General features: G+C 68.2%; 13 protein-coding genes. 5 read left to right on the forward strand and 8 right to left on the reverse strand.

Annotation, left to right across the window (positions count from 1 at the left end; translation table 11 throughout):
* The first annotated feature begins 360 nt into the window (after nucleotides 1-360).
* Nucleotides 361-684, forward strand: coding sequence for a DUF3579 domain-containing protein (locus AB4851_RS19645; RefSeq protein ID WP_414445650.1), 324 nt, complete (start codon nucleotides 361-363; stop codon nucleotides 682-684).
* Between the two features lie 236 nt (nucleotides 685-920).
* On the opposite strand, the gene rpsT is transcribed toward AB4851_RS19645, so the two are convergent.
* Nucleotides 921-1,196, reverse strand: coding sequence for a 30S ribosomal protein S20 (rpsT, locus tag AB4851_RS19650; RefSeq protein WP_414442919.1), 276 nt, complete (start codon nucleotides 1,194-1,196; stop codon nucleotides 921-923).
* 295 nt (nucleotides 1,197-1,491) lie between these two features.
* Here rpsT and murJ point away from each other — a divergent pair, with 295 nt between their 5' ends.
* Together murJ and AB4851_RS19660 are read left to right on the forward strand one after the other, a co-directional pair.
* The gene (gene murJ, locus AB4851_RS19655; protein ID WP_414451137.1) at nucleotides 1,492-3,042 is read left to right on the forward strand and encodes a murein biosynthesis integral membrane protein MurJ; all 1,551 of its coding nucleotides are present in this window, start codon (nucleotides 1,492-1,494) and stop codon (nucleotides 3,040-3,042) included.
* Nucleotides 3,043-3,050: 8 nt separating this feature from the next.
* On the forward strand, nucleotides 3,051-3,893 hold the full coding sequence (locus AB4851_RS19660; protein ID WP_414451138.1) for a SirB1 family protein: 843 nt from the start codon (nucleotides 3,051-3,053) through the stop codon (nucleotides 3,891-3,893).
* Nucleotides 3,894-4,042: 149 nt separating this feature from the next.
* Here the strand turns inward: AB4851_RS19660 and AB4851_RS19665 are convergent, their stop codons facing one another.
* The 5 genes from AB4851_RS19665 to lpxK all read right to left on the reverse strand — a co-directional run bounded on the left by AB4851_RS19665 (nucleotide 4,043) and on the right by lpxK (nucleotide 7,985).
* On the reverse strand, nucleotides 4,043-4,801 hold the full coding sequence (locus AB4851_RS19665; RefSeq protein ID WP_414451139.1) for an SDR family NAD(P)-dependent oxidoreductase: 759 nt from the start codon (nucleotides 4,799-4,801) through the stop codon (nucleotides 4,043-4,045).
* 151 nt (nucleotides 4,802-4,952) lie between these two features.
* Nucleotides 4,953-5,615: an adenylate kinase gene (gene adk, locus AB4851_RS19670; protein WP_414451140.1), complete on the reverse strand. Its 663-nt coding sequence runs from the start codon at nucleotides 5,613-5,615 to the stop codon at nucleotides 4,953-4,955.
* A 209-nt stretch (nucleotides 5,616-5,824) separates the two neighbouring features.
* Nucleotides 5,825-6,616, reverse strand: coding sequence for a 3-deoxy-manno-octulosonate cytidylyltransferase (gene kdsB, locus AB4851_RS19675; protein WP_414451141.1), 792 nt, complete (start codon nucleotides 6,614-6,616; stop codon nucleotides 5,825-5,827).
* Between the two features lie 159 nt (nucleotides 6,617-6,775).
* The gene (locus AB4851_RS19680) at nucleotides 6,776-6,976 is read right to left on the reverse strand and encodes a Trm112 family protein (RefSeq protein ID WP_414442913.1); all 201 of its coding nucleotides are present in this window, start codon (nucleotides 6,974-6,976) and stop codon (nucleotides 6,776-6,778) included.
* Complete coding sequence (lpxK, locus tag AB4851_RS19685) at nucleotides 6,957-7,985, reverse strand: tetraacyldisaccharide 4'-kinase (protein ID WP_414451142.1); 1,029 nt, start codon at nucleotides 7,983-7,985, stop codon at nucleotides 6,957-6,959. Before lpxK ends, AB4851_RS19680 begins: the two co-directional genes overlap by 20 nt.
* A 488-nt stretch (nucleotides 7,986-8,473) precedes the next feature.
* Between lpxK and xseA the strand changes: the two genes are divergently transcribed.
* Together xseA and sodB are read left to right on the forward strand one after the other, a co-directional pair.
* A complete protein-coding gene (gene xseA, locus AB4851_RS19690; RefSeq protein ID WP_414451143.1) occupies nucleotides 8,474-9,865 on the forward strand; it encodes an exodeoxyribonuclease VII large subunit in 1,392 nt (463 codons plus the stop codon).
* 255 nt (nucleotides 9,866-10,120) lie between these two features.
* On the forward strand, nucleotides 10,121-10,699 hold the full coding sequence (gene sodB / locus AB4851_RS19695) for a superoxide dismutase [Fe] (RefSeq protein ID WP_414442910.1): 579 nt from the start codon (nucleotides 10,121-10,123) through the stop codon (nucleotides 10,697-10,699).
* A 122-nt stretch (nucleotides 10,700-10,821) separates the two neighbouring features.
* On the opposite strand, the gene surE is transcribed toward sodB, so the two are convergent.
* Together surE and AB4851_RS19705 are read right to left on the reverse strand one after the other, a co-directional pair.
* Complete coding sequence (gene surE, locus AB4851_RS19700; protein WP_414451144.1) at nucleotides 10,822-11,604, reverse strand: 5'/3'-nucleotidase SurE; 783 nt, start codon at nucleotides 11,602-11,604, stop codon at nucleotides 10,822-10,824.
* A gap of 140 nt (nucleotides 11,605-11,744) precedes the next feature.
* The gene (locus AB4851_RS19705; protein ID WP_414451145.1) at nucleotides 11,745-12,452 is read right to left on the reverse strand and encodes a Crp/Fnr family transcriptional regulator; all 708 of its coding nucleotides are present in this window, start codon (nucleotides 12,450-12,452) and stop codon (nucleotides 11,745-11,747) included.
* Between the last annotated feature and the right edge of the window lie 62 nt (nucleotides 12,453-12,514).

The raw sequence follows: 12,514 nt of genomic DNA on the forward strand, positions 1-12,514 counted from the left end.
CGTCGGAGGTGATAACCCGATCGAGCATAAAGGATTTTCCGGGCTTTGACGAGTTGCGCCGGAGGCCGCTGCCGGCCGCCGTTGCGGGCCGTCGGGTTGTGGCCGAGGCGCGCGCAGGGGGCTTTGTGGCGCCGCAGCATGCGGCGGTGCGGTATAATTTCGCGGTTTTCCGAAGCCCGGCGGCTCTCGTTGCCGGGTGAGGGCGGCACCCGTGCGCAAGCGTGCGGATGCGTGTCCCGGCATGCTCGCGGTGGTCGTCGGGCAGCGCCGGCAACATCGCACCCGCAGCCGGCAAGCGAAGCCAGGCCCTGCTTCCGCCGCGGCAGCATCGTGCCGTCGGCCCCTCATCTGGGACCCTTCATGGCAGAAACTCCCCCGATCGAATTTTTCATTCAAGGCATCACGACAGAAGGGAAGACGTTTCGTCCGAGCGATTGGTCGGAGCGGCTGGCCGGCGTGATGGCCCAATTCGGACCGGGCGCGAGCGGGCGCAATGCCTACATGAAGTATTCGCTGTATGTGCGTCCCACCATCGTCGGCAACGTCAAGTGCGTGATCATCGATTCGCGCTTGCGCGAGCTCGAGCCGATGGCCTTCGATTTCGTCATGAATTTCGCGCGCGACAACGATCTGGTCGTGACCGAGGCCTGCGAGCTGACGCTCCACAAGCACGACAAGGCCTGATCACCAGGTTGCCTGCCGTTCAATCGATGTGCCGGGCATTCCCGCCCCGGCTTCGCATCGAGATTCCGGTTTCCCTATCGAGATAGCCCGCTGAGAGCACCGCGTTGCGCCGCAGCCGACCCGCGTTCGTCGCAATCGAAAAAGCGCTGCCGAAGGAACGACGAAAAGCCCGCCAAGGCGGGCTTTTCGTGATCGGCAGGAAACAGGGCCGCCCGCGCGAGGCGGGCGTGCCGGAGTTACTGCGCGGCGGCCTGCAGGCCCTTGACCGCTGCCGACAGGCGGCTCTTATGGCGAGCAGCCTTGTTCTTGTGAACGATCTTCTTGTCGGCGATCGTGTCGATCGTCTTGGTGGCGGCCTTGTACAGATCGGCAGCCTTGGCTTGATCGCCGGCGTCGATCGCCTTGCGAACGGCCTTGATGGCGGTGCGGAATTTCGAGCGCAGTGCCGAGTTGTGCGAGTTTGCCTTCGCTGCCTGACGGGCGCGCTTGCGTGCTTGTGCGGAGTTAGCCATTGACGGTTCCTTATCCTGTCCTGTTCCCAGAGCTTGGAGCCTGACGGCCAAGCGCTGCTTTTCGATCCGACCCTCGAGAGCGATTGCCCGGGGCCCAAAAAACGTAGGTTTCACCGAGGCCGGCAACGTGCTCGATGATTACGCAGCGCGAATGCAGACTCAGAAACGGCGGATTATAGCAACAAAATCAAGGCAATGACAAGCTCGACGCGCATCTGCGCTGCGGCGGCCTCGTGGCGCGTTTTTCGGCGGCGATCGGCGGTTCGCCGCGGGCGTTCCGTATAATCGGTGCCCCATGAATCTATTCCGCGCCCTGCTGACGGTCAGCGGCTTCACGTTGTTGTCGCGCGTGACCGGTCTGGCCCGTGAGACGCTGATCGCGAGAGCGTTCGGCGCCAGTCAATATACCGACGCATTCTACGTCGCGTTCCGCATCCCGAACCTGCTGCGCCGGCTGTCGGCCGAGGGCGCCTTCTCGCAGGCGTTCGTGCCGATCCTCGCCGAATTCAAGAACCAGCAGGGGCACGACGCCACCAAGGCGCTGGTCGATGCGATGTCGACGGTGCTGGCCTGGGCGCTGGCGGCGCTGTCGGTGGTGGGCGTGGTGGGCGCGTCGTGGGTGGTGTACGCGGTGGCGTCCGGCCTGCGCACCGACGGCCAGGCCTTTCCGCTTGCCGTCGCGATGACGCGGATCATGTTCCCGTACATCATCTTCATCTCGCTGACGACGCTCGCCTCGGGCGTGCTGAACACCTACAAGAACTTCTCGCTGCCGGCGTTCGCGCCGGTGCTGCTGAACGTGTCGTTCATCGGCGCGGCCGCGTTCGTCGCGCCCTATATGAAGATGCCGGTGTATGCGCTGGCGTGGGCCGTGATCGTCGGCGGCGTGCTGCAGTTCATCGTGCAGTGGCCGGGCCTCAAGCGCATCGACATGATGCCGCGCATCGGCCTGAACCCGATGCGCGCGCTGGCTCACCCGGGCGTCAAGCGCGTGCTGGTGAAAATGGTGCCGGCCACCTTCGCCGTGTCGGTCGCGCAGCTTTCGCTGATCATCAATACCAATATCGCGTCGCGGCTCGGGCAGGGCGCCGTGTCGTGGATCAACTATGCCGATCGGCTGATGGAATTTCCCACCGCGCTGCTCGGCGTGGCGCTCGGCACGATCCTGCTGCCGAGCCTGTCGAAGGCGCATATCGACGCCGACGCCACCGAATATTCGGCGCTGCTCGACTGGGGCCTGCGCGTGACGTTCCTGCTCGCCGCGCCGAGCGCGCTCGGCCTGCTGGTGTTCGCCGAGCCGCTCACGGCCACGCTGTTCAACTACGGCAAGTTCGACGCGCACACGGTGGAGATGGTGTCGCGCGCGCTGGCCGCCTACGGCATCGGCCTGGTCGGCATCATCCTGATCAAGATCCTGGCGCCGGGCTTCTACGCGAAGCAGGACATCAAGACGCCGGTCAAGATCGCGGTCGGCGTGCTGATCGTCACGCAGTTGTCGAATTATGTGTTCGTGCCGATCCTCGGTCATGCGGGTCTGACGCTGAGCATCGGGGTGGGCGCCACGCTCAATTCGCTGCTGCTGTTCCTCGGCCTGCGTCGGCGCGGCATTTACACGCCGTCGCCGGGCTGGCCGCGTTTCTTCCTGCAGTTGCTGGGCGCCTCGCTGGTGCTGGCCGGCGTCATGCATTGGTTCTCGATCAGCTTCGACTGGACCGGCCTGCGCGCCGAACCGCTCGCGCGCATCGCGCTGACGGCCGCGTGCCTGGTTCTGTTCGCCGCTCTATATTTCGGTATGTTGTGGTTGATGGGCTTCAAATACGCGTATTTCCGCCGCCGAGCCAAATGACGAAAGCCATGACCCGCGTCCTCGATTTTTTCAGCACCCTCGTTGCCGAAGACGACAGCCTGCCGCTCACCGAGGCGGCGCTGTCGCTTGCGCAGGACGCCTATCCCGACCTCGACATGCAGGCGGTGCAGGCCGAGCTCGACATGCTGGCCGTGCGCTTTCGCCGCCGCGTGCGCGCCGATCTCGGCGAGCGCGGCAAGGTCGACGCGCTGAACGATTTCTTTTTCCGCGAGCTGGGTTTTGCCTGCAATCACAACGATTACTACGATCCCGACAACAGCTACCTGAACATGGTGCTCAAGCGCCGGCGCGGCATTCCGATCTCGCTGGCGGTGCTGTATCTGGAACTGGCCGGGCAGCTCGGGCTGGCGGTGCGTGGCGTGTCGTTCCCGGGGCATTTCCTGTTGCGCGCGACGCTGGCCGACGGCGACGCGATGATCGACCCGACCACCGGGCGTTCGCTGTCCGAAACCGATCTGATCGAGATGCTCGAACCCTATGTCGCGCATCCCGAGGCCACCATGGCGAGCACGCTGCGCGCGCTGCTGCAGCCGGCCACGAGCCGCGAAGTGCTGGCGCGCATGCTCAACAACCTGAAGGCGATCTATCTGCAGACCGAGCGCTGGCAACGGCTGCTGGCGGTGCAGCAGCGGCTCGTGGTGCTGCTGCCGGGGCAGCCCGACGAACTGCGCGACCGCGGCTTCGCCTATGCCCGGCTCGATTACCTGCGCCCGGCGCTCGAGGATCTGGAGGCGTATCTCGACGAACGCCCGGAAGCGGTCGATGCGACCGTGGTGGAGGCGCAGTTGACCGAGCTGCGGCAGCGCATGCGGCGCGGCGACGACGACTGACGCGCGAAATCCCGCGCTTTCGGCCTGCTCCGGAGAATGACCGAGGCCCGCACCTGCCGTTACCGGCGCGTGCGGGCCTCGTTGTTTTGCGATGGGTGTGGCGGGCTCGTCGTTTGCTCGGCAAGCCCGTTGGTTCGCTTTTCCGTCGCTTACTTCGGCTGCATGCGGATCGCGCCGTCGAGGCGGATCACCTCGCCGTTGAGCATCGGGTTCTCGAAGATCTGGCGCACCAGCATCGCATATTCGTCCGCTTTGCCGAGGCGCGGCGGGAACGGCACCATCGCGCCGAGCGCATCCTGCACCTCCTGCGGCATGCCGAGCAGCATCGGCGTTTCGAAGATGCCGGGCGCGATCGTCATCACGCGGATCGCATTGCGCGACAGGTCGCGCGCGAGCGGCAGCGTCATGCCGGCCACGCCGGCCTTCGAGGCGGCGTAGGCGGCCTGGCCGATCTGGCCGTCGAACGCGGCCACCGAGGCGGTATTGACGATCACGCCGCGCTCGCCATAGCCGTTCGGCGCATTGGTGGCCATCGCGGCCGCGGCCAGGCGCGCCATGTTGAAGGTGCCGATGAGATTGATCGACACCACCTTCGCGAACAGGTCGAGCGCGTGCGGGCCGTCCTTGCCGACCGTCTTCGCGGCCGGCGCGATGCCGGCGCAGTTCACCAGCCCGCGCAGCGTGCCCAGTTGCGTGGCGGCCTCGACGGCGGCCTGCGCGTGATCCTCGCGCGTGACGTCGCAGGCGACGAACACGCCGCCCAGCTCGCGCGCGAGCGCCTCGCCCGCCTCGCGGTTCAGGTCGGCGAGCACGGGCTTGCCGCCCGCGGCGGCCAGCATGCGCGCGGTGCCGGCGCCAAGGCCCGAGGCGCCGCCGGTGATCAGAAAGACGTTGTCGCGTAATTCCATCGTTGCTCCTGTTGCGTGGGTCGTGTGGATGCCGACCGATTGTACGGAAGCCGGCCTGACGGTGGCGTGAAGCGAACGCCCGTGCGCTTTCATGCGCGCAGGCGAAAAAAAACCGCCCGGGCAGGGCGGTTTCGCGTGGCGCGCGAGGCGCTTACTTCAAGGCGTCGAACGCGCGCTGACGGATTTCGTCGACGCTGCCGAGGCCCGAGATCTTGCGGTAGGCCGGCGCCTTCAGGCCGTTTTCCTCGCCGCGTTGCGCCCAGTCGCCGTAGTAGCTGATCAGCGGCTTGGTTTGCGATTCGTACACTTCGAGGCGCTTCTTGACGACGTCTTCCTTGTCGTCGTCGCGCTGGATCAGCGCTTCGCCGGTGGTGTCGTCCTTGCCTTCTTCCTTCGGCGGGTTGAACGTGACGTGATAGATGCGGCCCGATGCCGGGTGCGTGCGGCGGCCGCTGATGCGCTCGATGATTTCCGAGAACGGCACGTCGATTTCGAGCACGTAGTCGATCGCGACGCCGGCGTCCTTCATGGCGTCGGCTTGCGCCAGCGTGCGCGGGAAACCGTCGAACAGGTAACCGTTCGCGCAATCCGCTTCCTTCAGGCGTTCCTTGACGAGGCCGATGATCAGCGAATCCGGCACCAGCTTGCCTTCGTCCATGTAGCCCTTGGCCTCGACGCCGAGCGGCGTGCCGGCCTTGACGGCGGCGCGCAGCATGTCGCCCGTCGAGATTTGCGGGATGCCGAACTTTTCCTTGATGAAGGTAGCCTGAGTGCCCTTGCCGGCGCCGGGCGCGCCCAACAGGATCAAACGCATGGTGATATCTCCAAGTTTCGTGAATATGTGGCGCGAGGGGAATGGCATCGGCGCGCGGCCCGGAGGTCGGCTGCAACAGACAGGCTCCGGCCGGACTGACGGCGGCGCCGGCAGCGGGGCCGGCGCGGCTGCCGGCGGGAGAGCTGGCGAGCGCGACTCATCGTGGGCGGCGCCTGACGGCTCGCACAGTCGTCCGATTATGCCACGGCTTATTTTGCCGTCGACCGAAAAAGGGCCTGCACGCGGGCCAGGTCGGCCGGCGTATCGACGCCCGGCGCGGGCGCCGAGGCCGTCACGCGCACCGCGATGCGCTCGCCGTGCCACATCGCGCGCAGCTGTTCGAGCTGCTCGGCCTGCTCGATCGGCGCCTGCGCGAGCGACGGATAGGTGCGCAGGAAGCGCGCGCGGTAGGCATACAGCCCGATGTGCCGATACACCGGAAAGGCCGGCTCCGGCATGGTTTCGACGGCCGGCCAGTGCGGCTGGTAGGCGTCGCGCGACCACGGAATCGGCGCGCGCGAGAAATACAGGGCCACGCTTTTCGCGTCGAGCGCCACTTTCACCACGTTCGGGTTGAACACTTCGGCGGGATCGTCAATCGGATGGGCAGCGGTTGCGATCGCGCAATCGGGGTGCGATGAAAGGTGCGACGCTACGTCGCGGATTAGCGCCGGGTCGATCAGCGGCTCGTCGCCCTGTACGTTCACCACGATCGTGTCGTCCGGCAGGGCGAGCAGCGTGGCGACTTCGGCGAGCCGATCGGTGCCCGACGGATGGTCGGCGCGCGTCATCAACGCCTCGAAGCCTTCGGCCTGGGCGGCGTCGAGCACGCTTTGCGCGTCGGAGGCCACCAGCACGCGGGCCGCGCCCGCTTCACGCGCGCGTTCGGCGACGCGCACCACCATCGGCTTGCCGCCGAGGTCGGCGAGCGGCTTGTTCGGCAGGCGCGTCGAGGCCAGGCGGGCCGGGACGACGGCGATGAAGGGCTGCGGGTTGGTCATCGGAGTTCGGGCGGTGAGCAGGAGACGGAACCAGGAGGCGGAACCGCCGGCGCGCTTCGCGGCGCGCGCGGCAATGGGATTCGGGCGGCTGAAACGCCGCGCCCGCCACGAGGGCGGGCGCGAGCGGCGCGGCGGGCGCCAAGGCTGCCCGCCCGCGCGTCAGTTCGCGGGGCCGGCAGGGTCGACGGGCGTGCCTTCGACGGTCTGTCGCGCTTCGTCGACCAGCATCACGGGGATGCCGTCGCGAATCGGATACGCGAGCTTGTCGGCGTGACAGATCAGTTCCTGCGCGGCGCGGTCATGCTGGAGTGGGCCTTTGCAGATAGGGCACACGATGATTTCAAGCAGGCGAGCGTCCACGGAGTTTCTCCACAACGAGAGCGATAAGGCGGGGGTCGAGCGCGGCTTCGACAGGGACAACCCACAGTCGGGCATCGCGCCAGGAAGCGCCCAATTTTACTGCATCCTTCTCGGTGATCAGGATCACATCGGCATCGTCGTGCGCGAACGGGTTCTCGGCGAAGGCGTAATGGTCCGGCAGCGCACGCGTGGCGGGCGCGAGGCCAGCCGCGCGCAGCGTGGCGAAGAAGCGCTCGGGCGCGCCGATCCCGGCCGCGGCCAGCACGCGCTCGCCCGCGAATTGCGCGAGCGGGCGTCGCCGCGACGGGGCGTCGAGATGCCAGGCGTCGCCCGGCGCCAGTTGCAGCGCGAACGTGTTCGGCCAGGGCGGCAGCGCCCGGCTGTACGGATCGTTGACGAGCGTGGCGTCGCGACGGCGCGACAGCGGCTCGCGCAGCGGGCCGGCCGGCAACAGGAAGCCGTTGCCGCCGAGCCGGTGATCGAACACCACGAGTTCGACGGTGCGCGCCATCCGGTAATGCTGGAGGCCGTCGTCGCTGATCACCACGTCCACCTCGGGATGCGCGGCGCGCAGCGCGCGGATCGCGGCGATGCGGTCGGGGCACACGCACACCGGCGCCTGGGTGCGGCGTGCGATCAGGAGCGGTTCGTCGCCGGCGCGCGAGGCCGGCGAATCGGGCGTGACCTCGGTCGGCTCGCGGATCTCGGCGCCATAGCCGCGCGACACCACGCCGGGATGGAAGCCGTTGGCGCGCAACGCGTCGACCAGCGCGATCACGGTCGGCGTCTTGCCGGTGCCGCCCACCGTCACGTTGCCGACCACCACCACCGGCACGCCCGGATCGACGCGCGCCTTCCAGCCGGCCGCGAACGCCGCGCGGCGGCCGGCGGCGATCGCGCCGAACACGGCGGCGAACGGCGTCAGCGCCCATGCGAGCGGCCCGCGCCGTTGCCATTCGCGCGTGAGCGTCGCCTCGATGCGCGCCACCCAGCCAGCGGGGCGGCTCATCGAAGGGCGCCGGCGGCGGGCCGGATCGGACGGAGGGCGAACGGATCGGTCAAGGGCAAATCTCCGGAAGCGGCGGCGGGATCGTCGAGGCAGGACGAGGGGCTGACGGCCGCTCGGCCGGCCTCGGCAATGACCCCTCGAAAGGCGGCACTCTAGCGCGGCGGCGGCGCGTGCGGCAAGTCGCGCGCACGGGGCGCTTGCCCGCGAGACCTGTGGATAACTCTGTGAAGAACTACCCCGACGATCTGCGCAAACGCCCGTATGGCGGCCTTCCGGTCGGTGGCAAGTCACAATATGTCACATATTATTTGTTTTAAATCAATGGTTTAAGTATTTTTCATGCTGTTTTTAAGGGGTATGTTACGGCTCTGTGAATGCCGCCGCGCGGGTGTGGACACTTCTCGCCGGCCCGCCGCCGGCTGGCGGTGGCGCTTGCCGGCGCGGCGCGGCGGGGCTATCGTGTGCCCGCTCCCATTTCTTCCGACGCGATGCCTTCCGATTCCTTCCTGTCCGGCCCCGGCGGCGCCTCATCCGGCGACGGCGTGATCCCCGTTTCCGCGCTCAATCGCGCGATCGGCTCGATGCTCGAGCGCGCGTTCCCGCTCAGTTGGGTGTCGGGCGAGGTGTCGAATTTCACGCGTGCGGCCAGCGGCCACTGGTATTTCTCGATCAAGGACAAGGACGCGCAGATGCGCTGCGTGATGTTCCGCGGCCGCGCCCAGCACGCGCCGTTCACGCCGCGCGAGGGCGATCGCATCGAGGTGCGGGCGCTGGTCACGATGTACGAGCCGCGCGGCGAGGTGCAACTGAGCGTCGAGGCGGTGCGGCGGACCGGCCAGGGGCGGCTGTTCGAGGCGTTCCTGAAGCTCAAGGCGCAGCTCGAAAGCGAAGGGCTGTTCACGCCCGAGCGCAAGCGGCCGCTGCCCGCGCACCCGCGCGCGATCGGCATCGTCACGTCGTTGCAGGCCGCGGCGTTGCGCGACGTGTTGAGCACGCTGGCGCGCCGCGCGCCGCACGTGCCGGTGATCGTCTACCCGGCGCCGGTGCAGGGCGCGGGCGCCGCCGAGCGGCTCACGGCAATGGTCGAGGCGGCCAACGCGCGCCGCGAGCAGGATCGCACCGACGTGCTGATCGTTTGCCGCGGCGGCGGCTCGATCGAGGATCTCTGGTCGTTCAACGACGAAGCGCTGGCGCGGGCGATTGCCGCGAGCGCGTTGCCGGTGATCAGCGGCGTGGGCCACGAAACCGACTTCACGATCGCCGATTTCGCCGCCGACGTGCGCGCGCCCACGCCCACCGGCGCGGCCGAACTCGTCAGCCCGCAGCGCGCGCTGCTGCTGCGCGAGCTGGCCGAGCGTCACGCGGCGCTCGCGCGCGGCCTGCGCCGCGGGCTCGACGCGCGTGGCCAGCAGTTGGACTGGCTCGCGCGCCGGCTGGTCAGCCCGGCCGAGCGGCTGGCGCGTCAGCGCACCCACTTGCAGCAACTGTCGGTACGGCTTGCCTCGGCCGGCGCGCGGCCGGTGCGCGATGCGCGCGGCCGTTTCGCGCTGGTCATGCTGCGCTGGCAACGCACCCGTCCCGATCCGGCGGCGGCCCGGCAGGCACTGGCCGGGCACGCGCAGCGCCTGGGCACGGCGCTGCGTTACCGCCACGAGCGCGAGGCGTCGCGTGTGGCCGGCCTGGCGGCGCGGCTCGAGGTGTTGAGCCCGCAGCGCACGCTGGAGCGTGGCTACGCGGCGCTGATCGACACGCAAACCGGCCGCGCGGTGCGCTCGCCGGGCACGCTGAAGCCGCAGCGCCGGCTGGCCGTGCATCTGGCCGAGGGCACCGTCGACGTGACGTTGGCCGACGTCCAGCCGCGCCTCGACGAATCGTTCTGAACCCCGCGCGGCCGGCGCGGTTCGCCGCGCCGCGCAACGGGATCGAATCGTGCTGCATTTCCATCGACGCGTGCGCGTTTCCCGATGCCGGAAATATGTCGCACGCGTGTCGGCAGGCCGCTATGACAGCGGCTCCGACAGCCGGACGGATGGCGGCGCGCCCGAATACCCGCGAGTTTGCGGGGTTATTCGGTCTCGCCTACAATCGGACGCTCGCAGGACCCTGTCCCCCACACATACTTCAAAGGAATCGCCATGGCTCATACGCTCCCGCCGCTGCCGTACGCTGAAGACGCGCTCGCTCCGCACATCTCGGTCGAGACGATCCAGTTCCACTACGGCAAGCACCATCAGACCTATGTGACGAACCTGAACAACCTGATCCCGGGCACCGAGTTCGAAAACCTCTCGCTCGAAGAGATCGTGAAGAAGTCGTCGGGCGGTATTTTCAACAACGCCGCGCAAATCTGGAATCACACGTTCTTCTGGAACAGCCTGTCGCCGAAGGGTGGCGGTGCACCGACGGGCGCGCTGGCCGACGCGATCAACGCCAAGTGGGGTTCGTTCGACGCATTCAAGGAAGCGTTCACCAAGACGGCAATCGGCACGTTCGGCTCGGGCTGGGCATGGCTGGTGAAGAAGGCCGACGGTTCGCTCGACCTGGTCTCGACCAGCAACGCCGCCACGCCGCTGACGACCGATGCCAAGGCCCTGCTGACGATCGACGTCTGGGAACACGCCTACTACATCGACTACCGCAACGCGCGTCCGAAGTTCGTCGAAGCGTTCTGGAACATCGTGAACTGGGACTTCGCAGCCAAGAACTTCGCGTAAGTCACGGTTTCGGTTCTGATCGGCAAGCAGCTTCCGGGCTGCCGCCGATGAAAAAAGCCCTCGCATGCGAGGGCTTTTTTTCGTCCGGGCGAAACGGCGCGTGCCGCCCGCCCGTTGGCGGTTCAGCCCGCCAGTTTCGCCGCGAGCCGCTCGCGCGCCGCGTCGTGGGTGCGCTCGAACTTCAGCGGCGTGACGGTGATGTGGCCGGCGCGCAGCGACAGCGTTTCGGAATCGGGCGCGTCGTCGCGCGGGCCGCGCGCGAGCTTGAGCCAGTGATAGCCGTGTTCGCGCGGATCGGTGCGCGAGACGATCTCCACGCCGCCGAGCAGGCCCCGGCCCTGCGTGGTCACCTTCAGCGTGCCCACTTCGCTGGCCGCCACGGGCGGGAAGTTCACGTTCAGGCACGCGTCGGCATCCCAGCCGGCCGCCACCAACTGGCGGATCACGCCGGCCGCATGCTCGCCGGCCGTGTCCCACGGCACCGCGTTGCGGTTCGCGAACGCCTGGCTCAGCGCGATGGCCGGCACGCCGATCAGCATGCTCGTCATGGCCGCGCCGACGGTGCCCGAGAACACCGTCTCGGTGCCGAGGTTCGCGCCGCGATTGATGCCGGACAGCACGAGTTCGGGCCGCGCCTCCTGCATCAGGCTGCCGAGCGCCACGGCCACGCTGTCGCCCGGCGTGCCGCGCACGGCGAAGCGCCGTTCGCCGGCGGGAACCACGCGCAGCGGCTCGTGCAGGCTCAAGGAATGCGAGGTGCCGCTTTGGTCCGAGGCCGGCGCGACGGTCCAGACTTCGCGCGCCAGCGTCCGGGCGACCCGTTCGAGCACGGCGAGGCCGGGCGCGTCGATACCGTCGTCGTTGGTGAGCAGGATGCGGTTGAAGAGCGGCGGGGCTGACGACATCGGGTGGGTCCTCGTGGAATGAAGTGACGTGAAGCGGGATGGGGAGACGGGCGAGGGGAGTACACACTGCCGGCCGCCCGCGCCGAGAGGCTCATGCTATCAACATCCGGCGGCGCGGCAGCCCGCGATGCGCGCAGGGTTCACAGCGCCCGCCCGATATCGCCGCTCGCGGCCCGCAATGCGGCGAGATCGAGGATCTCGATCTCGCCCACCTGCAAGCGCACCACGCCGCGCGCGGCCATCTCGCGCAGCAACTGGTTGGTGGTCTGGCGCGTGAGCGAAGCCAGCGACGCGAGCCGCTCCTGCGAGAGCCGGATGCGCGTGTGGCCGGTGCTGATGCCGCCGTAGCCCTCGGCGATCATCAGCAGCCGCGCGGCCAGCCGCTGGGCGGCCGGCATCACGCTGATCGCCTCCACGCTCAGGAACGACAGCCGCAGCTTCTGGGCCATCAGGAGCCCGAAGTGTCGCCAGTAATGCGGCGACTCGGCGAGCAGTTGTTGCAGCGCAGCTTGCGCGAGATGCAAAAGTCGTGTGTTCTCCACGGCAATCGCATCGTGTGTGCAGGGCTGGCCGTCGAACAGGGAGATCTCGCCGAACCAGGTGGTGGGTTCGAGCACGGTCAGCAGCGATTCGCGGCCATCGGGATCGACGGCGCCGATGCTGAGTGCGCCGGTTAGTACCGCGTACAGCCCGCACGGCGGATCGCCGCGCCGGAACAGCGTCTCGCCGGCGGCGAGTTCGCGCACGGCGGCGGTGGCGCGCAGCCTGGCGCGCAAGGCGTCGGGCAGGGCGCGGAACCAGGGGTTCGCGTCGAGCAGGGGAAGCAGCGGATCGGGCGGCGCGAGCATGGGGGATGTCGGGTAGCTGACAGCGAAGGCGCGGGGCAATCCGCATCATAGCGCTCGTCAAG

Source organism: Burkholderia sp. 22PA0099 (assembly GCF_047497165.1).
GTDB lineage: Bacteria > Pseudomonadota > Gammaproteobacteria > Burkholderiales > Burkholderiaceae > Burkholderia.

Bases quoted from the DNA above. Each gene is read 5' to 3' on its own strand.
- AB4851_RS19645 (WP_414445650.1), top strand. From the start codon at position 361: ATGGCAGAAACTCCCCCGATCGAATTTTTCATTCAAGGCATCACGACA.
- rpsT (WP_414442919.1), bottom strand. From the start codon at position 1,196: ATGGCTAACTCCGCACAAGCACGCAAGCGCGCCCGTCAGGCAGCGAAG.
- murJ (WP_414451137.1), top strand. From the start codon at position 1,492: ATGAATCTATTCCGCGCCCTGCTGACGGTCAGCGGCTTCACGTTGTTG.
- AB4851_RS19660 (WP_414451138.1), top strand. From the start codon at position 3,051: ATGACCCGCGTCCTCGATTTTTTCAGCACCCTCGTTGCCGAAGACGAC.
- AB4851_RS19665 (WP_414451139.1), bottom strand. From the start codon at position 4,801: ATGGAATTACGCGACAACGTCTTTCTGATCACCGGCGGCGCCTCGGGC.
- adk (WP_414451140.1), bottom strand. From the start codon at position 5,615: ATGCGTTTGATCCTGTTGGGCGCGCCCGGCGCCGGCAAGGGCACTCAG.
- kdsB (WP_414451141.1), bottom strand. From the start codon at position 6,616: ATGACCAACCCGCAGCCCTTCATCGCCGTCGTCCCGGCCCGCCTGGCC.
- lpxK (WP_414451142.1), bottom strand. From the start codon at position 7,985: ATGAGCCGCCCCGCTGGCTGGGTGGCGCGCATCGAGGCGACGCTCACG.
- xseA (WP_414451143.1), top strand. From the start codon at position 8,474: ATGCCTTCCGATTCCTTCCTGTCCGGCCCCGGCGGCGCCTCATCCGGC.
- sodB (WP_414442910.1), top strand. From the start codon at position 10,121: ATGGCTCATACGCTCCCGCCGCTGCCGTACGCTGAAGACGCGCTCGCT.
- surE (WP_414451144.1), bottom strand. From the start codon at position 11,604: ATGTCGTCAGCCCCGCCGCTCTTCAACCGCATCCTGCTCACCAACGAC.
- AB4851_RS19705 (WP_414451145.1), bottom strand. From the start codon at position 12,452: ATGCTCGCGCCGCCCGATCCGCTGCTTCCCCTGCTCGACGCGAACCCC.